At 61.9% G+C, this 20,807-nt stretch carries 19 protein-coding genes; 6 read left to right on the plus strand and 13 right to left on the minus strand.

Features of this window, described 5'->3' with window-relative positions; all coding sequences use genetic code 11:
• Positions 1 to 9: 9 nt before the first annotated feature.
• Genes RBH77_RS17235 through RBH77_RS17280 form a run of 10 tightly spaced genes read right to left on the minus strand, consistent with a single transcriptional unit; the run spans position 10 to position 8,975 of the window.
• On the minus strand, positions 10 to 1,005 hold the full coding sequence (locus RBH77_RS17235; protein ID WP_311032586.1) for an NADPH:quinone oxidoreductase family protein: 996 nt from the start codon (positions 1,003 to 1,005) through the stop codon (positions 10 to 12).
• Between the two features lie 2 nt (positions 1,006 to 1,007).
• Positions 1,008 to 1,184, minus strand: coding sequence for a hypothetical protein (locus RBH77_RS17240; protein ID WP_311028811.1), 177 nt, complete (start codon positions 1,182 to 1,184; stop codon positions 1,008 to 1,010).
• Positions 1,181 to 1,810 carry a 3-hydroxyacyl-CoA dehydrogenase family protein gene (locus tag RBH77_RS17245; RefSeq protein ID WP_311028812.1) on the minus strand — a complete coding sequence of 210 codons (630 nt, stop codon included), beginning with the start codon at positions 1,808 to 1,810 and terminating at the stop codon, positions 1,181 to 1,183. The genes RBH77_RS17240 and RBH77_RS17245 overlap by 4 nt, the downstream gene beginning before the upstream one ends.
• A gap of 4 nt (positions 1,811 to 1,814) precedes the next feature.
• Positions 1,815 to 2,684 carry a 3-hydroxyacyl-CoA dehydrogenase family protein gene (locus tag RBH77_RS17250; protein WP_311028813.1) on the minus strand — a complete coding sequence of 290 codons (870 nt, stop codon included), beginning with the start codon at positions 2,682 to 2,684 and terminating at the stop codon, positions 1,815 to 1,817.
• Entirely contained in the window at positions 2,681 to 3,847 is a 1,167-nt protein-coding gene (locus RBH77_RS17255; protein ID WP_311028814.1) for an acyl-CoA dehydrogenase family protein, read from the minus strand. Before RBH77_RS17255 ends, RBH77_RS17250 begins: the two co-directional genes overlap by 4 nt.
• A complete protein-coding gene (locus RBH77_RS17260) occupies positions 3,847 to 4,551 on the minus strand; it encodes an SDR family NAD(P)-dependent oxidoreductase (RefSeq protein ID WP_311028815.1) in 705 nt (234 codons plus the stop codon). The genes RBH77_RS17255 and RBH77_RS17260 overlap by 1 nt, the downstream gene beginning before the upstream one ends.
• Entirely contained in the window at positions 4,544 to 5,314 is a 771-nt protein-coding gene (locus RBH77_RS17265) for an enoyl-CoA hydratase/isomerase family protein (RefSeq protein WP_311028816.1), read from the minus strand. Before RBH77_RS17265 ends, RBH77_RS17260 begins: the two co-directional genes overlap by 8 nt.
• Positions 5,311 to 6,936, minus strand: a complete 1,626-nt coding sequence (locus RBH77_RS17270; RefSeq protein ID WP_311028817.1) for a class I adenylate-forming enzyme family protein — start codon at positions 6,934 to 6,936, stop codon at positions 5,311 to 5,313. Before RBH77_RS17270 ends, RBH77_RS17265 begins: the two co-directional genes overlap by 4 nt.
• Positions 6,937 to 6,943: 7 nt before the next feature.
• Positions 6,944 to 7,723: an enoyl-CoA hydratase-related protein gene (locus RBH77_RS17275; RefSeq protein WP_311028818.1), complete on the minus strand. Its 780-nt coding sequence runs from the start codon at positions 7,721 to 7,723 to the stop codon at positions 6,944 to 6,946.
• 43 nt (positions 7,724 to 7,766) lie between these two features.
• Positions 7,767 to 8,975: a CaiB/BaiF CoA transferase family protein gene (locus RBH77_RS17280; RefSeq protein WP_311028819.1), complete on the minus strand. Its 1,209-nt coding sequence runs from the start codon at positions 8,973 to 8,975 to the stop codon at positions 7,767 to 7,769.
• A gap of 220 nt (positions 8,976 to 9,195) precedes the next feature.
• Here RBH77_RS17280 and RBH77_RS17285 point away from each other — a divergent pair, with 220 nt between their 5' ends.
• From RBH77_RS17285 to RBH77_RS17310, 6 genes are all read left to right on the plus strand, one after another.
• A complete protein-coding gene (locus tag RBH77_RS17285; RefSeq protein ID WP_311032587.1) occupies positions 9,196 to 10,833 on the plus strand; it encodes a sigma-54 interaction domain-containing protein in 1,638 nt (545 codons plus the stop codon).
• 56 nt (positions 10,834 to 10,889) lie between these two features.
• Complete coding sequence (locus RBH77_RS17290; protein WP_311028820.1) at positions 10,890 to 11,606, plus strand: GntR family transcriptional regulator; 717 nt, start codon at positions 10,890 to 10,892, stop codon at positions 11,604 to 11,606.
• A 92-nt stretch (positions 11,607 to 11,698) separates the two neighbouring features.
• Entirely contained in the window at positions 11,699 to 12,652 is a 954-nt protein-coding gene (locus RBH77_RS17295) for a GntR family transcriptional regulator (RefSeq protein ID WP_311028821.1), read from the plus strand.
• Positions 12,649 to 13,536 carry an amidohydrolase family protein gene (locus tag RBH77_RS17300; protein ID WP_311028822.1) on the plus strand — a complete coding sequence of 296 codons (888 nt, stop codon included), beginning with the start codon at positions 12,649 to 12,651 and terminating at the stop codon, positions 13,534 to 13,536. Before RBH77_RS17295 ends, RBH77_RS17300 begins: the two co-directional genes overlap by 4 nt.
• Positions 13,537 to 13,644: 108 nt before the next feature.
• Positions 13,645 to 14,712 carry an isocitrate/isopropylmalate dehydrogenase family protein gene (locus tag RBH77_RS17305; RefSeq protein WP_311028823.1) on the plus strand — a complete coding sequence of 356 codons (1,068 nt, stop codon included), beginning with the start codon at positions 13,645 to 13,647 and terminating at the stop codon, positions 14,710 to 14,712.
• Between the two features lie 12 nt (positions 14,713 to 14,724).
• Positions 14,725 to 15,756, plus strand: coding sequence for an Ldh family oxidoreductase (locus RBH77_RS17310; RefSeq protein WP_311028824.1), 1,032 nt, complete (start codon positions 14,725 to 14,727; stop codon positions 15,754 to 15,756).
• A gap of 18 nt (positions 15,757 to 15,774) precedes the next feature.
• Here RBH77_RS17310 and RBH77_RS17315 read toward each other — a convergent pair whose 3' ends face one another.
• The 3 genes from RBH77_RS17315 to RBH77_RS17325 are packed head-to-tail and all read right to left on the minus strand — an operon-like array spanning position 15,775 to position 20,709.
• On the minus strand, positions 15,775 to 16,959 hold the full coding sequence (locus RBH77_RS17315) for an aminotransferase class V-fold PLP-dependent enzyme (protein WP_311028825.1): 1,185 nt from the start codon (positions 16,957 to 16,959) through the stop codon (positions 15,775 to 15,777).
• A gap of 7 nt (positions 16,960 to 16,966) precedes the next feature.
• On the minus strand, positions 16,967 to 18,631 hold the full coding sequence (locus RBH77_RS17320) for a hydantoinase B/oxoprolinase family protein (protein WP_311028826.1): 1,665 nt from the start codon (positions 18,629 to 18,631) through the stop codon (positions 16,967 to 16,969).
• Positions 18,628 to 20,709 (minus strand): hydantoinase/oxoprolinase family protein, encoded by a 2,082-nt coding sequence (locus RBH77_RS17325; protein ID WP_311028827.1) that lies wholly within the window; start codon positions 20,707 to 20,709, stop codon positions 18,628 to 18,630. Before RBH77_RS17325 ends, RBH77_RS17320 begins: the two co-directional genes overlap by 4 nt.
• Between the last annotated feature and the right edge of the window lie 98 nt (positions 20,710 to 20,807).

The raw sequence follows: 20,807 nt of genomic DNA on the forward strand, positions 1-20,807 counted from the left end.
ATGTGCACCTCAATCTCGAGGAGTCAGGACGATCTTGCCCTGAACGCGGCCATGACGAAGCGCCTCCAGCGCTTCCGCGAAACGAGACAAGGGTAGCACCTGGGAAATCAATGGGTTCAGTTTACCCTCCTCCCAAAGATGGAATATCTCCTCCTGGGCGGCACGGACCAGTTCCGGCGTGCGCTCGCGATAGTCCGACCATTGAAGGCCGGAAACCGCGATGTTCTTGACCAGAAGGTAGTTGGCCTTGATGGTGGGGATCGTCCCGGACGCGAAGCCGATGATCACCATGCGTCCACGCCAGGCCATCGCACGCAGTGCGGCGGCATTGGCGTCGCCTCCGACGGGATCGATCACGATATCGCAGCCCTTGCCGCCCGTGACCGCATAAACGGCCTCGCGCAGGCCGTTGTGAAGGTCCTCCATCGCCATGTCGATCACATGATCGCAGCCGATCCGTTTGGCCGCATCGACATTGTCCGCGCCGAGAGCACCTCCTATGACAACGGACGCGCCCAACGCCTTGGCAAGCTGGACCGCCGCCGACCCTATGCCGCCCGATGCCCCCAGCACGAGCACCGACTGGCCGGGGACGAAGCCCGCTCTTTCGATCAGTGCGAAATGGGACGTTTGGTAGACCAGCCCGAGGGCCGCGCCGACCTCGAACGGCATGGAAGAAGGCATCCGGAAGCAGGAGAGGGCGGAAACCCGGAGTTTCTGAGCATATGCGCCATACTCCACCTGGACGGAAACGGGATCATCGATCTTCAGTTCGTTTACGCCGGCGCCGACAGCCGAAATCCTGCCGGCTGCCGCCTTTCCCGGCGAAAACGGCAAAGGCGGTTTGACCTGGTATTTGCCTTCCATCACCAGGATGTCCGGAAAATTCGCCTCGCTTGCGGCAATCTCGACAACCACTTCGCCCTCTCCGGGAACCGGGTCGTCGACTTCGACGATCTTCGCCTGTTGCAGCGGCGCAAACCTCTCGACCAGCACGGCCTTCATCGTCACTCTCCCGTCTTCTTTGTCTCGAGGATGTTGTCGCCGAGCAGTTCCGAATTGTGCCGGCCCAGGCGCGGAGCGATCGCGCTTGCTCTATTTACGCGGAAGGAAGATGCGGCTGGAACAGGCAAGAGGGTGGAGGAGTCGGGGGCGCCCAGCCCTGCCAGGACGCCTTCGGTCACGCCTCGCTCCGCTTCTTGGCGACCACTGCACGCCGCGCCGGCATATAGGCGGCCTGACCGGTCATCTCGTGAATGGCGAGACTTATGTCATGATGGCGCGCAAGATCACCCCGCACGACCCGCTCGATCAGGCCGTCAGGATAGCCAAGTCCCATCCGGCAAGTCATGTCCATCGCCTCGGCGGTGGCGAGACCTTCATCGAGGAAGCGCAGCGCAGCATTGTATTTCGGGCGGACCAACCGGTCGATGATACGGCCGGGCTGATCCGCGCATACCACCACCTCGAAGCCCGCGGCCTCGAACATCAACCGCGCCGCTTCAATGGCCTCTTCGGAACTCTTCGGCTGGCGGACCAGCTCTACCAGATTGGTCGGTGCGTCCAGACCATTGCGGTAACGCGAGAACCCCAGCACGTTCGAGCCTTCGTTGCCGGATTGCTCGCCCGTATGGACGCCGAGACACTCCGCGTCGAGTTCGACAAGGACGGCCGCACGGCTTGAATCCTCACACGGTTCGCCGCCGAGATGGATCAGGACCTCCGCGCCATGAACGGATCTGGAAAGGAACTCGTCGCCCGGAGGAAAGGACCTGCTCGGCCCAGTCTGGATGATTTCGTAATCCCTCATATCCTCACCCCTGCCGGGAATAGTCATAAAAGCCCCTGCCGGACTTGCGGCCGAGATGGCCCGCGGCCACCATGCGCCGCAGGAGCGGCGGGGCGGATGCTCGTGGATCGAGCGTAATGGGATAGAAGGCCTCGCAGAGACGGACCTGCGTATCGAGTCCGATAAGGTCGATCAGTTCGCACGGCCCCATCTTGTAGCCGAGCCCGGTCTTGATCGCCTTGTCGATATCGGCAGCGCTGGCAAGGCCCGCCTCGACCGCTCGGATGACGTCGTTGTTGAACGGCACGAGAAGCGCGTTGAGGATGAAGCCGGGCTTGTCCTGGGTCTCGACGGGATGCTGACCCGCTTTCAGCGTCCAGGCCCACGCCGCGTCGAACGTTTCATGGGACGTGTTGATGCCGCGCGACATCTCGATCAGCTTCATGAGCTGCGCGGGAAGGCAGAAATGCATTCCGACGACACGATCCTCGCGGCCGCAGCCGGATGCGATCTCGGTGATCGACAGGGTCGATGTGTTGGAGGCGAAAATCGTCTGCTCGCCGCAGATCCCGTTCAGTTGACGCAGCAGGTCTTGCTTCGTGGCGAGGTCCTCATAAACCGCTTCGATCACGAGATCCGCATCGGCAAGGTCGCCGAGATCGACGGTGGGCAGCATGCGCGCCAAGGCTTCCTGGCGCCCCTCCTCCGTCATCCGCCCGCGCTCGACCGACTTCGAAAAGAACATAGCCGCCTGATCACGACTGCGATCAAGGCCTTGCCGGGCAACGTCGTGGCAAACCGTTTGGAAGCCCGCTCGCGCCGCCACCAACGCGATGCCTGCGCCCATCGTACCGCCTGCTCCGCAGATCGCGACTTTCCTGATGGTGGCATTCATCTTGTCAAGAAACTCCGTCCGATCAACTGCCGGTGAATCTGGTTGGTGCCTTCCCAGATCTGCGTGATCTTGGCATCGCGCATCAACCGCTCGGCGCGATAGTCGCGGCAATAGCCGTAGCCGCCATGAAACTGGACGCATTCGGTGGCCATCCGCATGGCGAGATCGGACGCCCTCAGTTTCGCCATCGACGCTTCCAGGCCGAAATCGGGTTCGCCGGCCTCCACCAGGTCGGCCACATAATCGATCCAGCGTTCCACCAGGGCCAGTTCCGTGGCGAGATCCGCCAGCGTGAACTGGTTGCCTTGAAATTCCAGGATGCGGCGACCTGACTGCGAACGGTCGTTCGCATAGGCGACCATGTCGTTGAACGCTGCCCGCGCTATCCCCCTGGCGTGGGCCGCAACGGAAGGGCGCGACTTGTTGAGCGAAGCCAGCAGAATTCCGAGGCCGTCGCCCGGATTGCCGATAAGATTGGCGCGCGGCACTCGAGCCCTCTCGAACGCCAGGGCGCAGGTCGATGAGGCGCTGTGCCCCATTTTCCGCTCCTTGCCGATCACTTTGAGACCGGGCGTATCCTTTTCCATGACAAGGACGGATATCGCCTTCTTCGGGTCGTCGATCTCCGACCATTTCCCGAAAAGCAGAATGCGATCGGCGACATCGCCGTTTGTGATGAAGGTCTTCGAGCCTTTGACGACGATCTCGTCCCCTTCCGGCGTGAAGCTCGTCTTCATGCCGGTTGCATCCGAGCCCGCGGTGGGTTCGGTAATGGCCAGCGCTCCCAGCCCGCCCTCGGCGATACGGGGAAGGAGCCTTGCGCGCTGCTCGTTCGTTCCGAAGTCGATGAGCGGCTTCATGCCATGGAAGCTGGTGGCATATATGATGCCGGTGGAGGCACACGCCTCCGAGATGATCGAGACCGTTTCGAGATAGAGGCGAAAGCTCATCGGCGCGCCCCCATATGCTTCGGGCACGAAAATCGCATTCAGCCCGATCGAATTGAGCGCCTCGACATTGGCCCACGGAAATTCCGCGCTTTCGTCATAGCGCCCGGCGTTTGGAGCGATCACCTGTTCGGCTACCCGCCTCACCTGGTCGAGCACAAGCCGCTCTTCCTCGTTCCACCTGCGGCTGGCATGAATGCGTTCAAGAAGCTTCATCAGTGCTTCATCCCCTGGCCGCCGTCGACATAGATCGTCTCGCCCGTGAGGAAGGCGATCTTTTCCGAAAAGATTGCCCCGACCAATCTGGCGACTTCGTCGACCGTTCCGGCCCGATGCAACGGCACACGTCGCTCGAGCCACTGGCGCACCTTCGGTCGGGCAAGGAACTCCTTGTTGAGATCGGTCTCGATATATCCCGGCGCGACATTGACCACGGATATGCCGTCATCCGCCCATTCGACCGCCATGCAGCGTGTCATGGCGGCGACGGCCGCCTTGGATGCGCAATAGGCGAGATTGTCCGGTACGCCCAGCTTGTCGAAGAAGGAGCCGATATTGACGATCGTGCCTCCCTTCCGGCCCAGGAAGGGATAGGCCTCTCGCGCGGTCACCATGACGGAAGTCGCATTGAGCGACATGACCGACTCGAAGTCCGTGGTTTTGAGCGAAGCCGTCGGGCCACCCATGTGCAGCCCCGCATTGTTGACAAGGCCGATCAGCGTAGCCGAACGGCCGATCTCCGCGAACGTTGCGGCCACGGCTTTTTCATCGGTCAGGTCGCAAGCCACGCCCTCCCCCACCGTCGTCGCCCCCGAACGGGAAAGGCAGACGACATCGAAGCCGCGCCTGTCGAGATCCGCGGCGATGGCTGCGCCGATACCTTTGCTCGCGCCGGTGACGATGATGCGTTCCTCAGCCATCCTGGAATTTGGCCTTTCTCTTCTGCTCGAAGGCGGCCATGCCCTCCTCGGCATCCGCCGTCTGGTAGGCCAGCGTGGAAAGGTCGGCCTCGATCCTTAGTCCGGCATGGAGCGGATTCTCCCACGCTCTCTGTACGGCCCGGCGCGCAAGGTTCAGGACAGGAAGGCTGTACCCGCAGAAAGATTGCGCGAACTCGGCCCCCGCGTCCGTCAGTGATCCGTCCACCACTCGGTTGACGAGGCCGATGCCCAGCGCCTCCTCCGCATCCACCGTACGGCCGGTCATGATCATCTCCAGCGCGCGGCTTTCTCCGACCAGCCTTGGCAGCCTTTGTGTTCCGCCGTATCCGGGAACAAGGCCGAGTTTGATCTCCGGGAGTCCGAATTTCGCCTTCCGGGAGGCCAGCCGGAACGTGCAGGCAAGAGCCAGTTCGAGACCTCCGCCGAACGCATAGCCATTGACGAGCGCGATCGAAGTTACCGGAAGATCATCGAGCTTGGCGAAGACCGACTGGCCGAGCTCGGCTCCCCGCTTCTGTTCAGACAGGGAACGATTGCGCAACTCCTTGATATCCGCGCCCGCGCAGAAAGCCTTTTCGCCCGCACCGGTGAAGAAGAGCGCGCGAATTTCAGGCCTGGCCGCCACCGCGTCTATCGCTTCTCCGATCTTCCGGATGATCGTGAAGGAAAGCGCGTTGAGCACCTCCGGCCGGTTGAGTGTGATCGTGGCGAAATCGCCATGAACCGCTAGTTCGACGGTCATTGCGCAGCCGCCTTCCGTTCCTGGTAGCGGATAGCGGTCGGCTGCAATTCGCCCTTGGCGACCATGGCGCTCAATTCGCGTTTCAGGATTTTGCCGCTCGGCGTGAGAGGGAAGCTCTCCAGTCGCAGAAACCATTCCGGCATGTCGAATTTCGACAGCCCCTCGCGAGCCAGATGGTCGAGCATTTCCTCGCCACCGATATCGCCTATGATTGCAATGCAGACGCGCTCGCCAAGGCGTTCATCCGGAATGGCGAAGGCGGCGGCCTTGGCCACGCCAGCATGGGTCAGCGACAGCGCCTCGATCCGCGCAGGGTAGATGTTGTGACCGCCGCGGATGACGAGGTCCTTGAGCCGCCCTTCGATGGTCAGATTGCCGGCCTCGTCCAGAGAGCCGAGGTCGCCGGACAGGAACCATCCGTCCTTGTTGAAACTGCTCTCCGTCGCTAGCTGATTGCTGAAATAGCCGAGCATGAGGGCGGCGCCACGTCCTCCTATCTGCCCCGTCTGACCCGCGGCAAGAACCTTGTCGGGATCTTCGGTGTCGAAAATCCGGACCTCGTAGCCCGGCCCTCCCCGACCGCAGGTCGTGGTCCATATCCCGGCGGCATCGTCCGGATGCGTGTATTGGTGGGAGGAATTCTCCGTCATGCCATAGACGTTCTGTGGCGTGATGCCCTGTCTCACGAAGGCTTCAGCCACGACCGTCGGGATCGGGGCGCCGGCCATGTAGAAAACCTTGACCGCACCGAGCGATGAAAGTCCCCTCGCCTTCTGCGCCTGAAGGATGTCCATGGCATGGGTCGGCACGCCCATGACGTAGGTGGCGGCGTTGGATACGATCCAGTCCAGCCGCTCGGTCCCGACCGGGGCATCGTCCGTTACCAGAAAGCATCGGGCGATCAGCCATTGGGCGACGGCGACCCAGGCTATGTGATGCGAAAGCGGGCTCAGCGTAAGCAGGACGGCGTCCGGCCCCAACGCCCAATCGCGCACGAGATCACGGCCGTTGGCGAGAAGCGTGTTGGACGAATGCATGACGCATTTCGGCAGCCCGGTCGTTCCGGACGTGAAAGCCAGATAGGCGACGCCGTCCGGATTCCGATTATACGGGCGCTCGCTCAAATCGCCCGGCTTGGGAAAGTCTTCCGGCGTGTAGACCTTCCTGAGGAATGGCAGTTCTCCCAGCATCGCGTCGAAATCGGCTTGCGACCGGTCGGCGCCCCACCCCGCTTCCGTCACGAGGGCTGCGGAGCCGAGCGTTTTCAGCAATACGATGATTTCGGCACAGGTGTAGGTGCGATGCAGCGACGGATTGCAGGCGATGCCTTCGCGGGAGCACGCCAGAAAGGCGATGATCGCCTCCGACCTGTTCGAAAGCCAAAGCGATACCCGATCCCCGGCGACCAGCCCCTGCGCGATGAGATCGTCGGCCATCGCATCGACCCGCAGCCGAAGGTCGGCCCAATCGAGCGTCGTTCTTCCATCGCGCAACGCCGGCTCACCCGGACGTTCCTCGGACGCTTTGACCAGAAGCGAGTAGAACGTATCTTCCCTCCACAGGCCCGCCTTGTAGAACGCCATGGCCTTGGCCGGTTCATGCAGGGTGAGAAAGGGACGCATCGCGGCCTCAGTGCCCGAATTTCGAACTGTCGGGCTTGCGCCGCTCGGCAAAACTGGCGGCCAGTTCTTTCGATTCTTTGGTATCGAGATACTGGCGCAGGAGCAGGTCGTGGGTGACGCGCGAAAGGCCGCTCACGCCGCCATGACGCGCATTGAAAGCGGCCTTTATCGAGGCAAGGGCAAACGCGCCCCGATCGGCAACTTCCAGCGCGAACTCGCGTGTCTTCTCTGCGAGTTGATCATCGGGCACCACCCTGTTTATCAGCCCCATCGCCAGGGCTTCCGCAGCCGTTATCTTCGGATTGGTGTACCATATCTCCTTGGCCTTCTTCTTGCCGACGAGATCTTCGAGGTACCAGGTACCGTAACCGGCATCGAAGGAGCCGACCATCGGTCCGACCTGCCGGAAGGTGGCGCTTTCCTTGGCGATCGTGAGATCACAGACGACGTGCAGCACATGACCGCCGCCGACGGCATAGCCATTGACGCTTGCAATCACAGGCTTCTGCAGCCGATCGATCGCTTCATACATTTCGAGCGCCGGAAGCACGCCGGCGTATAGCTTGCTGTCCTCCATCCCGTCCTTGCGGCCGCCGACGCAGAAGAATTTGTCTCCCGCCCCCGTCAGGACCACGACGCGCGTGCGCGTCTCGCGACGGATGTTTTCGATGCACTCCCGGATCTCATGGCACATGGTCTCGGTGAACATGTTCCCGTCGTCCGGCCGGTTGAGCGTGATCCTGGCGATCGGACCATCCTCTTCGAACAGTATCTCGCTATAACTCATCGTTTCCTCTCGGTTTTCTGGCGCAACGCGGGATTGAGCGTCGCTATCGACAAATCTCGGATTGATGCTGGCCGAGGCGCGGCGGCGCGGATCTCGGCCTTGATGCCGCTCCATCTATATGGATGCCGAGCCCAATCTGCGGCACCGGTGTTTCTTCGCCGGCAAGCGCAAAGAACAGGCCTCGCCGCTGCAGCGCGCGGTCTTCGGCCAGCGCATCGATCGTGTTGATGGGGCCGGCGGGGACCCTCGCAGTGGCAAACCGTTCCAGCCAATAGTCCCGCGGACGCGTAAGCAATATGGCCTGGATGCGCTCGACGATCTCCTGGCGACGTTCGCGCCTTAGAACATTGGTAGCGTATTCAGGCATTTCCGCGATGTCGGTATCTCCGACGGCCTGCCAGAAGCGGCGCCATATCGCGTTATTGCCCAGCCCCAGCGTCATTGGCAGGTCGGACGTCTCGAAACTCTGATAGACCGCGATCACGCTGTCGGTGCCCCCGGATCGTGTCGGCACCTCGCCCGATCCCAGATAGGTCGATATGCGGCACGAAAGAAAGCGCGTCATGCTCTCGACCAGGCTGACGTCGATCACCCGTCCCTTCCCGCCGCGTTGCCTGTCGAACAGAGCAGCCATCGTCGCCATCGCGGCATCCTGCCCGGCCAGCATGTCCGCGGCAGGCGCACCAAGCTTCTGCGGCGCTCCTCCCAGTTCGCCTGTCAGGTCCATGATCCCCGAATAGCCTTCGGCGATCAGATCGTAACAGGTCAGGTCGGCGCGGTCGCCACTCAAGCCGAAGCCGCTTATGGAAACGAAAATTATATCCGGCCGCACCGCGGAAAATGCGTCATGACCGAGGCCGAGTTTCTTCTGCACCGTGGGCGGCTGATTGGTCACCACGACATCTGCTTGCCTGGCTAGTTCCAGCAACGTGTCGCGGTCGGCCGCATCCGTCACGTCGAGCACGATGCTTTTCTTGTTCCGGTTAACCGCAGTGAACCAGAGCGATTCACCGTTCAGGAATGGCGGCCCCCATGCTCTCGCATCATCGCCATCGGGCTTTTCGATCTTCAAGACATCGGCGCCGAAATCCGACAACAGCATGGTCGCGTAGGGGCCGGCGATAGAGGTCGTCAGGTCCAGGACCTTGACACCCGATAACAGCTTGAAACCCTCTCCCGGCTCAACGGTGGGAAGGTGCCGCAGGGGGAGCCGCTCCGTAGACTCCGAGCGTTCCATCGATTGCTGGATCATGTTTTCTCTCGTCCATTCTCCGCCAGTCCGAACCAAAGCAAGCGCCGTACCAATCCGTTTCGAACACGGACATACAACTGGTGGGCCCATGCTGTGTGCTTTCGATCGGTTGTACGTTCTTCGCGTTTCCTGTATCCCGCACGGTCAGAATGGAACCGCTGTGTCCTCGATGAACACATTGGCCACACCAATAGCTGCGGAAAGCACCAATCGCTTGAAGATGGGCATCGTCTGTACGGGCGCGGATGGACGCGTCCTCCACGCCGTGGGCATCGGCAAGGAGCCGGCCATCCTGGCGCTGGTTCGTGACCCGCAATGGGTCCGCTCCGTCAAGGAGAGCAGGCTTGCCTCCCTGAAATTCAACGGACGAAAGCTCGTCCTGCTATGGTGCGATCTGGCGGAAGGCGGCCTGCTTGCCGTCCGTGAAGCCAGTGGCGACACGGTCTTCGAATTCATCGCGGCGGTGGACTTCGCCTATGACATCTTCGACCATCTGCTGAGCAATCCCTTCGACGGCATGACGGTGGTGGACGCCAAGGGGATCGTGCGTTTCATCTCGCCGATACACGAGAAATTCTTCAACCACCAACATGGCGAAGCATCAGGCAAACCGGTGCAAAAGGTGATCGAGAACACCCGCCTCCACAAGATCGTGCAGACGGGCAAGTCCGAGGTCGGTTTCACGCAACGGATGGGCGGCACCAATCGCGTCGTCAGCCGGACGCCGATTTTCCGCAATGATGAGATCGTCGGTGCGATTGGACGCGTGATGTTCAAAGGCCCCGAACAGCTCGAAGAACTCAACCAGCGCATCAACTCCCTGCAGAACGAAGTGGAATTCTACAAGCGCGAGGCCGACGCGATGCGCCGTCAGGACTTCGGCATTTCCAACATCATCGGCACGAGCACCCGTATCGAGGAATTGAAAAAGGATATCATCCGCGTTGCACCGCTCGATGTTCCGGTGCTGATCATAGGCGAGAGCGGGTCGGGCAAGGAACTGGTCGCGCAAGCGTTGCACCGGCTCAGTTCAAGGCGCACGCGCAGCATGATCATGATAAACGCTGCCGCGCTTCCTTCGACCCTCGTGGAGAGCGAGTTGTTCGGCTATTCCGCCGGAGCATTCACGGGTGCGCATCAGAAAGGGCACGCGGGAAAATTCGAGCAGGCAAACGGCAGTTCGCTGTTTCTCGATGAAATCGGCGACATGCCGCTGGAGGTGCAGGCCAAGCTCCTAAGGGTGCTTCAGGACGGCTCCGTCGAGAAGCTCGGCGGCAGCAAACCGATAAAGGCCGACTTCCGTCTCATATCGGCCACCAATCGGGATATCGACGCCATGGTGGGGCGCAACGAGTTCCGGCTCGACCTCTATTACCGCATCAGTCCGGTCGTGCTGAGGGTTCCGCCCTTGCGCGATCGGCGTGAAGACATCCCGCTTCTGGCCGAGGAGTTCCTGCAGAATTTCGCCGAACGGCACGGCCGCCCGCGCTGTCATCTAAGTTCCGAGGCTGTTGAATATATGCAGAGCCAGGGTTGGCCCGGAAATGTGCGCCAATTGAAGCATGAGCTGGAAAGGGCGGCGATATTCAACAGCGGAGGAACGATCGACCGTGCCACGCTTCAACGATCGCTGGAGGGTATGGAGCCCTCGCCGCAGGCTGCTGCCATTCCGGCCCTCACCGTTGACGCGAGATCGGATGGCTTCGCACTCAAGGATCGTCTGCAGAAGGTCGAGGATGATCTGATCCAGGCCACCATGACCCGCTGTCGCGGCAACAAAAAGAAAGTGGCCGAAGAGCTTGGCATCTCTCGGTCGTATCTCTACAAAAAACTCGCCGAAATCGGCGGTTACGACTGATATGATGAACGCATCGTGGGACCGCTGTCCAACCATCGAACTCCGGAGGTCGCCCGGTGAATTTGCCCACCCGGCTTGAGCCGCTATTCGACCAGATTTACGAGATTCTCTGGTCAAACATCATCTCCGGAGAGATTCAGCCGGGTTCGCGCATGAGCGACCTCGAATGGTCCGGCAAACTGAACGTCAGCAGGACACCGGTCCGGGAGGCGATGCGGAAGCTTCAGCAGGACGGGGTGCTTCTACCCCTGAACCGCGGCGGATACGAGGTCCGGCGCGTGACGGCGGAGGATGTGCGCAATCTGTATCGTTGTCGCGCCGCCTTGGAAGCGCTGGCGACACGCGATGCGGTGCAGAATGGCACCCCGGCCCACTTCGGCAAGCTGCGGGCGATCGTCGAGGAGAGCCAGAAGGCGCTCGACACGGGTAATTTCAGCCGCGCCTTCGAGCTGAACACGCGGTTCCACGACCAGATCCTGGCTTGCTCCAAGAACACCTATCTCAAGAGAATGCTGAAGGATCTTCGGCGGATGATCCTGTTCGCGCGCTCCACTCTCATGAGCGCGGCAAGCAGTCGCCAATTCACCGAGCCGTACATCAAGCACCTCCATCGCGTCCAGGTCGACCACCGGGAGGTGCTGGAGGCGATAGAGAAAAGAGGGGAGCAGGCGGCTGCCATGCGGATGCAACAGCACATCGAGAATACCAGCGGCGACATGAGCATCCTTGCAACAAGCTTGCTCGGCGGAAAGCCGCAGGAGAGCGACGCCTGACATCATCCAGTCGGCGGCCAATGCTGGCATATTTGCTTTTCTGTCGCGCGAAATGCTAAATCTTCGACGAAAGTGCCGCGCGATGCAGGGACATGAAAGCAGGATCGGCGTCAGCCGCCACAAGCAGCCGTAGAGCGATCACGGAGCCTCTTGCGGGGCAGATCCTCAACTACATCCGTTCCGAAGTCCTGCGGCCCGGCACCCATCTCCCAGCGCAGCACCTTGCCGACCGCTTCCATGTCTCGCGCTCGCCGGTCAATCGCGCTCTGGTCCTGCTGGCCAAGAGCAAAATCGTGACGCATGAAAGCGGACGGGGCTTCCTGGTGGCTGCCGGGGCTCATTCGGAGACCGGGCAGCATGGGAACGTGGCAGGTCCAGACCCGCTGGCGTCGGTTTATTTCACGATCGTCAACGATCGACTGCAGAGTGAACTGGGCGATCGGATATCGGCGCGTTCGCTCCAGATGCGATACGGTCTGACCAGAGGCCAGGTCACGCAATTGCTGGACCGGATGGTGCGCGAGGGATGGGCGGAGCGACGTCCGGGCTATGGGTGGATGCTCGCTTCCGTCATCACCACGCCCGAAGCCCTCGAGAAAAGCTATCGCCTGAGGCTTGCGATCGAGCCGGCCGGATTGCTGGAGCCGAGTTTCAATCTACCGCAGGACGTTGCAAGGCTTGCGCGCGAACGCGAGCAGGATCTTCTGAGAGGAGGCATCGAGGCCCTGCCGCCCGACGTCCTCTACGAACGAGGCGTCCAGTTCCACGAGATGCTCGCAGAAGCCTCGGGCAACCCGTTTTTTCTGGAATCATTGCAGCGTGTGAACCGGATGCGGAGGCTCTTCGCCTACCGCACGATGGACAATCGCGACCGCTACTACCGACAGGTCAGCACTCACTTGCGTATCCTCGACCTGCTGGCGGAAGGGCGCAATGCGGAAGCCGCCGATACGATGAGGGGCCACCTCCTCGAGGTGCTTGAAAGCATGCGCGGTCTGGCAATGGAAATTGCACGGGTTGGGAACGAGCGGAAGGCAGGCAAATGAACGTCAATCACAGCAAACCCGGCTTCCAGATACCCGCTGGAGCCTGTGACTGCCACATGCATATCTTCGGGACCGCCGACCGGTACCCATTCGCCCCCGGCCGCAGTTACACCCCGCCCGAAGCCAGTTTGCGCGCCTATCGGGACATGACGCGAACGCTTGGCCTGGAAAGGAACGTCTTCGTCCAGGGAAGCGCCTACGGAGCGGACAACGCATGCCTGCTCGATGCGCTGAGCGAGGCCGGAACGACCGCACGCGGTGTTGTCATGATCGATCGCCAAACGACCGATGACGCCCTCCGATCCATGGATAAGGCGGGGGTTTGCGGCGTTCGCGTCAACGCACACTCGGCGGGCATACGTTCGGCATCCGAGATAGAGAGCGTCCTTCGGGAGACGGCGGACCGCATAAAGCCGCTGGGTTGGCATATACAATTGTTCGCGGCGCTTGATGCCGTCGCCGAACTCGCCCCTGTTCTGCGATCGCTTGGCGTTCCGGTCGTCATCGACCACATGGGAATGGCAAAGGCGCATCTCGGCATGCAGCAGCCAGGCTTTCGATCGCTGCTCGACCTTGTCGCCGACGGCGCATGGGTCAAGATTTCAGGCGCCTACAGGGTGTCGGAGGAAGCTCCGGACTACCCCGGCGCCAAGCCGATCGCGCAGGCGCTCATCGACGCCAACCCGGATCGGGTCGTCTGGGGAACGGATTGGCCGCACACCGGCAAGCATCCGAATGCCAGTCTCGAAGCAGCACCGCTGACCGAGTACCGGCCCCTTGACGATGGCCTCCTCCTCGACCTGCTCGCGAGTTGGGCGGAGGATCCTGCCATCCGCCGGAAGATTCTGGTGGACAATCCGGCTGAGCTATACGGGTTCAACTGAATACCCTGCTTTCAGGATTGCATTTTTGACATCTAAAATGCGATCATGTTAGAGCAATGATCGGTCGAGCGAAGGGCGGGGCATAGAGCATGAGCCCCGAATAGGCACATGAACATCCTTGTTATGGAAGGCGACGGCATCGGACCGGAGATCGTCCGGGCCACCCTCTCGGTGCTCAAGCAGGCGGACAAGAAGTTCGGCCTCGATCTCGCCTTCAGCAGCGTTCCGATCGGCCTCTCCGCTCTCAAGAAATCCGGCACGACCATGCCGCCTGAATCGCTCGAGGCTGCCCGCGCCAGCCAGGGCACGATCCTTGGGCCGATCTCCCACAATTCCTATCCGCCGGTTTCCGAAGGCGGCCTCAATCCTTCCGGCGTGCTGCGCAAGTCGCTCGACCTCTACGGCAACATACGCCCCGCGCGGACACGGCCCGCTTTTCCGCCGCCATGCGGCAAGGAATTCGACATCGTCATCGTTCGCGAAAATACGGAAGGTTTCTATTCAGACCGCTCCATGCATATGGGACCGGGCGAGATCATGCCGACACCGGACCTCGCGCTCTCGATCCGGAAGATCAGCCGCGGCGGGTCGACCCGTATCGTGGAGATGGCATTTGCCCAGGCACAGGCGCGCCCCCGGAAAAAGGTCACCTGCGTACATAAGGGCAACGTGCTGCGACTCTCCGACGGCCTGTTTCTGGAATGCGCGCGCGGAGTAGCCGCACGCCATCCCGACGTCGAGTACGAGGAACAGCTTGTGGATTCGATGGCGGCGCTTCTGGTGCGCGATCCCGGCCGTTTCGATGTGGTCGTGACGACCAACATGTTCGGCGACATCCTGTCCGACCAGGCGTCGGAACTGTCCGGCAGTCTTGGCCTTGCTGCGTCGCTCAACGTTGGAACCGAGCATGCCGTTGCCCAAGCCCAGCATGGCTCCGCGCCCGACATCGCGGGACGCGACATCGCCAATCCATCCTCCCTGATCGGCTCCGCGGCGATGCTGATAGCCTGGCTCGGCGAAGCCCGCGACGCGGCGCGTTTCACGACCGCCGCCGCCGCGATCGACCGGGCGTTGGATGAGGTCATTTCAAGCGGTGCCGCTCGCACTCCGGATCTCGGGGGCAAGCATGGCACGCAAGCCTTCGCTGCGGCGGTCGCCGAACGGCTATCCGCGTAGGAGCATCCGAAGATGGCTGATCTTCCCGAGCGACTGAGCCGCGATGCCCTTCTGGCCCTTGCGATCAAGGTTCTGCAATCAAGCGGGCTGAGCCGGGAAGATGCCGAGGAAGGAGCGGAAATCCTTGTCCTGGCCGATCTTTTCGGAATTTCCACGCATGGGGTGGACAGGCTACCCTCCTATACCGAACGGATGCGCACCGGCGGCGTCGATCCCAGGGCGACGGTGGTGATCGATCACACGGCTCGCGCGCTTCTTCGGGTCGACGGAAACAACGGCCTGGGTCCGGTGGTCGCTCGCAAGGCGTTGAAAGCATGCCTTGCCGCTGCGCGCGACACCGGCCTTGCCGCGGCCTTCGTCCGGGGCAGCAACCATTTCGGACCCACGATCTCCTACACTTATCTCGCGGCCCAACAAGGCTTCGCCTCGATCGTAGCGAGCAACGCCACAACGACAATCGCTCCGACTGGCGGACGGGCCGCTCGCCTGGGCAATAATCCTCTCGGTATCGGCATTCCCAATCCTGCAGGTGATCCGATCATCTTAGACATGGCGATGAGCGTCGTCGCTCGCGCCAAGATCCGCCGTGCGGCCGCTCGTGGCGAGAACATTCCCTCGACCTGGGCAACGGATAAGGAAGGGCGCCCCACCGAAAGTCCCGAGGCCGCCCTCGACGGATTTCTCCTCCCGATCGGCGGGTACAAGGGATATGGACTTGCCTTGATGGTCGACCTGCTCACAGGTCTATTGTCGGATGCTGCCTATCTCACCCATGTCAGTTCCTGGGTCGACAGCCCCGACGAGCCGCAGAACCTTGGCCACTTCATTCTGTGCATCGACACGAAGCGTCTCGGCAGCCGCGCCTGGCTCGGGGCTGCGATGCAGGATTTCGTCGGGATTTTGAAAGACACGCCGGCGGCCGATCCTGCGCATCCGGTGCTCGTGCCCGGCGAGAACGAAATGAACGCCTTCAAGCGCAATTCGGAAGAAGGGATCGCCATCTCTTCATCGCTGCTGGAAAAGTTGAACGAACTTGCGCGCTGACCCCTGCAGCGCAGAGGATCAGCGCCAAAATCCCCGCGCGAGTTCCAGCACCTTCTGGACGTCCGCGTCATTGTTGTAGGCATGGAACGAAAAGCGCAGCATGCCGCGACGTATCGTCAGCCGGACGCCGTTTGCGGTGAGATGCTCGTAGAACCGGATCATCTCGCGATCCCGGGTCGCATCGTGCTCGTCCGATAATTCGCGCCCTACCGACACGATATGCGAGCGTGCGTCACGGGTCGGACACCTGAATACGGGAAAGCCGCACTCAGCCAGACCTTCCGCGAGACTGGCTGCCAATCCGCAAGCGTATCTTTCGATGGATGCGGTACCTACGCCAAGGATGGTTTCGAGGGAGCGCTCGAGTGCGATCGCCGCGATATAGTTGAAATTGCCGACGTCGAAGCGTTTCGCGCCGTCGGCAAGCCTGTAGTCTTGCAGGTCGCCGCTCGATGCCTCGTGCCCCGACGCGGCCTTTACCCCCATACGCGAAAGATAAAGGGGCGTGAGCCCATTGGCGATCTCCCGCCGGACATAGAGAAACCCCGCCCCGTACAGGCCCAGCAATCCCTTCTGGGTCGACGAGGCCAGCCCGTCGATCTGCAGTTCCTGCACATTCGTATCGAGAATACCGATCGACTGCGCCGCATCGACAATCAGGAGGACGCCACGCTCCCGGCAATGACGGCCGAGTTCGGCGACCGGAAAGCGGAACCCCGGCGAAAATGAAATGGTCGAGAGCGTAACGACGCGGGTCTTTTCGTCGATCGTCTTGATGATCCGCTCGAGCGGAATCGCGCCGCTGTCCGGCTCTACCGTCTTGATCTCGATGCCCCTCGCCTGCGCCAGGCTGTGCCAGGGGAAGATGTTGGCGGGATGTTCCAGCGCTTCGCAAATGACCACATTGTCGCCAGCCTGCCACGGAAGCGCCTGTGCAAGGGCGTTGATGCCATCCGAGATATTGCGGGTGAAGGCTATCTCGTCGGCCGAGGCGTGAATCAGTTCAGCGATCCGGCTCCGCGCCGTCTCGACCCGCTCGAACATCCAGGCCTTGTCGCCCCCATCGAACATCCGTTGTTCAAGATACTGCTCCGCAGCGGCCTTGACCGGGAGTGAGACAAGGCCTCGCGCCGCCACGTCCAGATAGGTCCATTTCGTGGCCCCCGGAAATTGCGGCCGAAGCGCGTCTATCGAACTGCTCATGGCTGCCCTACATCGCCGAGACTTTGCCGGGGACATCCTTGGAAGGCCCGCGCCCTTCCCTCACGTCCTGGGCCAGTGCTTCCACAGAACGTTCCGACGGAGGGCCATAGGCTCCGCCACCCGGGGTACGGATGGAAAGAAGCGCTCCTTTCGGCAACGCTACATCCGCCTCCGCGGAAGAGAGCACCCGTTCGTCAGGTCGGCCCGGGTTGAGGATGAACCGGCCTACTTCGCCGTTTCCGCCGTCTTCGAGTCCAGGCGCAGGGACATGCTGCCGTTCCGACGAAAGCGACACGTGGATCCCATCCACCAGCGCGCGGTAGTCCCGGATCACGCCGGTACCGCCACGATACTTTCCGGCTCCGCCCGAGTGGTCCCGCAACGCATAGCGTTCGAGGCGCAACGGATAGGCATGTTCGAGGGTCTCGATCGGAAGGTTGGAGGCTCCGGACGCGTGCACGCGCACCGCGTCCATACCGTCCCTGTACGCGCGCGCTCCCATTCCTCCGGCGATCGTCTCGTAGTTGACGAAATAAGAGCCTTCCTGCGTCCCAGGTCCTGCAAAGACTGCAAGATGATGCGGGCCGCTGCCTGCAATCGCCTTGCCCGGCATCGCCTGGGAAAGAGCGGCGGCAATCATGTCGCCGAGCACGCCGCAGGAGATCGAACGACATCCGACCGGCGCCGGCGCCACAGGCTGCACTACCGATCCCTTGGGGGCCCTGACGTCGATCGTATCGAAATAGCCGGCGTTGGCCGGCACGTCGGGGTCAAGCAGGCTCTTCGTGACCGTATAGATCGTCGCGATGAGCGCCTGGTCGGGGATATTGCGGGCCCAGCTCAATTGTGGCGCCGAACCCTCGAAGTCGAAATCCAGCCGGCCTTCGCCAACGGTCAGGGTAAGGGCGAGCCGGGCCGTCTCGCCTGGTCCCTCGCCGTCGAGAAAATCCTCGGACCTGTAGACGCCCGGCTTGATGCTGTTGATCGCCGATATGAAGCGACGCCTGGTGTAGTCGAGATAGGCCGCGATCGCGGCTTCGGTAGTCTCGCCATATCGGTCGAACAGCGCCAGCACGCCGCGTATGCCCGTGACGTTCGAAGCGAACTGCGCGTTGAGATCCCCCACTCTTTCGTCCGGTGTGCGCGAATTGAGCAGGATGATGTCGAGGACGTCCTTGATAGGGACGTTGCCGCGCATGATGCGAACCGGCGGTATACGGATGCCTTCCTGGAAGATGGAACGGCAGACGGCGGCCTCGCTCCCTGGCACCATGCCACCGACATCCGCATGGTGGGCGATGTTCGCCACATAGGCGACCAGCCGGTCCCGCCAGAAGACGGGGGCGATCACGTTTATGTCCGGAAGATGCGAACCGCCACCGCTGTAAGGATCGTTGGCGACAAACATATCGCCAGGTTTGATCTCGGCCTCGTCAAAGCGGGCGCGGATAGCGTTGACCGCGCCGATCATCGAACCGAGATGGATCGGCACGCGCTGCGCCTGCGCGATCACGCGACCCTCGCGGTCGAACAAGGCCGTGGAGCAGTCCGCGCGTTCCTTGATATTCGGCGAGAACGACGCGCGGATCAGCGTCGCACCCATCTCCTCGGAAATCGAGAAGAGATGACGGGAAACGACCTCGGCCGTGATTGCATCGACTGTCGTGTTCATTCTTTTCCTCCCGCGCTGGCCGTCGAGGGAATCTGGACCATGAGATTGCCGAAGCGGTCGTTCGCCACCTTTGCCCCGGGCGGGATTACCGTGGTGGCGTCCATCTGCTCGATCACCGCCGGTCCGCTGAATTCCGCCCCCAGCGGAATTTCGGCGCGATCGTAGACCGGCGTCTCGACAAAGCCCGTTTCATGGAACCACACCTGGCGCGTATCCAGTACCGCCGCATCGACGCTTCCGGCTTTGCTGGCTGCCGACAAGGCTGGTGGGACCGGACGCGGGACGTTCAGGTTCAGCCTGACGTTCACGACCTCGACCGGCTGGTCGGCCATGCGATACCCGTAGGCCTGCTCATGTGCGGCGTGGAAACCTTCGACCAGCCTGCTCAATTCCGCCGGGTCGATGCGCTCCGATTTGAGCGCCGCGCTGAGTTCGAAATTCTGACCCAGGTAACGCAGGTCCACCGCCCAGCTATAAACGGCATTCGCTCCGTCCAGGCGCTCCGTCCTCAACCACTCACGGCCACGTTCCTTGAGTTGCGAAATCGCGTCGTCCAGTTTCCCGAGCGAATCTTCCCCTGCCCTGACGAGCCTTGTCAGGCTGAAATCGCCCTGCGTGTCGGCGTGGAGAAGTCCGAGCGAGGAGAGTATCCCAGGCCGCTGCGGAACGAAGACATGCGGGATATCCATGATGCGCGCGATGTCACACACATGCAGCGGACCCGCGCCGCCGAAGGGCATGAGCGCGAAACGGCGAGGGTCCTCCCCTTGCTCCACCGAGATCACGCGGACGGCGCCCATCATGTTCACGTTGATGATTTCGAGGATGCCGGCCGCCGCCCGCTCGAGGCTCATCCCGAGCTTGCCGCACAGATGCTCCTCGATCGCCTTGCGGCCAAGATCGGGGTAGACCGGCATCCGGCCGCCGAGCAACGCCTTCTGGTTCAAGCGCCCCAAGACCATGTTGGCGTCCGTTACCGTCGGCAGTTCGCCGCCGCTGCCATAGGACGCCGGCCCCGGCTTCGATCCGGCGCTACGAGGCCCGACCTTCAGCAGGCCGCCCGGATCGATCCAGGCAAGGCTGCCGCCGCCGGCGCCTATCGTATGAATATCGAGCGTACGGGTACGGACCGGGAAGCCGGCCATCTCCCGCACGTCCTTTTTCCCGGGGACGCCATTCTTGATGAGCGCGACATCGGTGGAGGTGCCGCCCATATCCAGGGTGATGACATCCGGACAGCCAGCCTCGATACCGAGTTGCGCCGCGCCGATGATGCCGCCGGCGGGACCCGAGAAGAAGGTGTTGACCGGCTTGACGCGAACGGCGGCCGGTGAGACCGCACCGCCGTTCGATTGCATGATCCGTGGCGCAGCCTTGATGCCGAGGCGTTCCACCCCTTTCTCGAAGCGTTCTAGGTAGCGATCGATGACCGGCAGCAGGCTTGCGTTTACCGCGGTGGTGGCGAAACGCTCATACTCACGGAATTCGGCGAGCACGTCCGAAGACGTACTCAGATAGGCATCCGGCCAGACTTCGCGAACGATGTCCGCAGCCCGCTTTTCATGTTCCTGATTCGCGTAGGAGTGGAGGAAACAGATCGCCACTGCGTCGCATCCCGCATCGCGGAGGCGGCGGACCGCGCATTTGACAGCTTCCTCATCCAGGGACGCGATCACTTCGCCATCGGCAGCAATGCGCTCCCTCACTTCCAGGCGATCCTCCCTGAGAGACGGAGGGACCGGCTTGGGGATATCCAGGTTGAAGAAGCTTGGCCTCCGCTGACGAGCCAATTCCAGTATGTCGCGAAATCCTGTGGTGGTGACCAGCCCTGTACGGGCCCATTTACCTTCGAGGATGGCGTTGGTGGCAAGAGTCGTGCCGTGGCAAATGAAAGCCACATCAGACGCTTCGATGTTGGCAAGCTCCAGAAGTTCGCCAACGCCCTTCAGGATACCGACGGAAGCATCATCCGGCGTCGTGGGCACCTTGTGAAACCAATATTGCCCTTCCGGCACCGTGGCGAGGGTCAGGTCGGTGAACGTCCCTCCCGTGTCAATTCCGATCCATGCACCGCCCACGGCTCTCTCCTGCCAGTTCGTATTCTGTATACTGGATACCTATCTTTCGACCTGAGTGCAAGCCACGATCGGAGGTTTGCGCTTCCCGAGGTGGTCGC

This window comes from Mesorhizobium koreense (assembly GCF_031656215.1).
Taxonomy (GTDB): Bacteria; Pseudomonadota; Alphaproteobacteria; order Rhizobiales; family Rhizobiaceae; genus Mesorhizobium_L; species Mesorhizobium_L koreense.

Coding starts and splice junctions, on each gene's coding strand:
- RBH77_RS17300 (WP_311028822.1), top strand. CDS start 12,649: ATGAACGTCAATCACAGCAAACCCGGCTTCCAGATACCCGCTGGAGCC.
- RBH77_RS17235 (WP_311032586.1), bottom strand. CDS start 1,005: ATGAAGGCCGTGCTGGTCGAGAGGTTTGCGCCGCTGCAACAGGCGAAG.
- RBH77_RS17260 (WP_311028815.1), bottom strand. CDS start 4,551: ATGGCTGAGGAACGCATCATCGTCACCGGCGCGAGCAAAGGTATCGGC.
- RBH77_RS17305 (WP_311028823.1), top strand. CDS start 13,645: ATGAACATCCTTGTTATGGAAGGCGACGGCATCGGACCGGAGATCGTC.
- RBH77_RS17285 (WP_311032587.1), top strand. CDS start 9,196: ATGGGCATCGTCTGTACGGGCGCGGATGGACGCGTCCTCCACGCCGTG.
- RBH77_RS17280 (WP_311028819.1), bottom strand. CDS start 8,975: ATGATCCAGCAATCGATGGAACGCTCGGAGTCTACGGAGCGGCTCCCC.
- RBH77_RS17245 (WP_311028812.1), bottom strand. CDS start 1,810: ATGAGGGATTACGAAATCATCCAGACTGGGCCGAGCAGGTCCTTTCCT.
- RBH77_RS17310 (WP_311028824.1), top strand. CDS start 14,725: ATGGCTGATCTTCCCGAGCGACTGAGCCGCGATGCCCTTCTGGCCCTT.
- RBH77_RS17320 (WP_311028826.1), bottom strand. CDS start 18,631: ATGAACACGACAGTCGATGCAATCACGGCCGAGGTCGTTTCCCGTCAT.
- RBH77_RS17315 (WP_311028825.1), bottom strand. CDS start 16,959: ATGAGCAGTTCGATAGACGCGCTTCGGCCGCAATTTCCGGGGGCCACG.
- RBH77_RS17275 (WP_311028818.1), bottom strand. CDS start 7,723: ATGAGTTATAGCGAGATACTGTTCGAAGAGGATGGTCCGATCGCCAGG.
- RBH77_RS17265 (WP_311028816.1), bottom strand. CDS start 5,314: ATGACCGTCGAACTAGCGGTTCATGGCGATTTCGCCACGATCACACTC.
- RBH77_RS17250 (WP_311028813.1), bottom strand. CDS start 2,684: ATGAATGCCACCATCAGGAAAGTCGCGATCTGCGGAGCAGGCGGTACG.
- RBH77_RS17270 (WP_311028817.1), bottom strand. CDS start 6,936: ATGCGTCCCTTTCTCACCCTGCATGAACCGGCCAAGGCCATGGCGTTC.
- RBH77_RS17295 (WP_311028821.1), top strand. CDS start 11,699: ATGAAAGCAGGATCGGCGTCAGCCGCCACAAGCAGCCGTAGAGCGATC.
- RBH77_RS17255 (WP_311028814.1), bottom strand. CDS start 3,847: ATGAAGCTTCTTGAACGCATTCATGCCAGCCGCAGGTGGAACGAGGAA.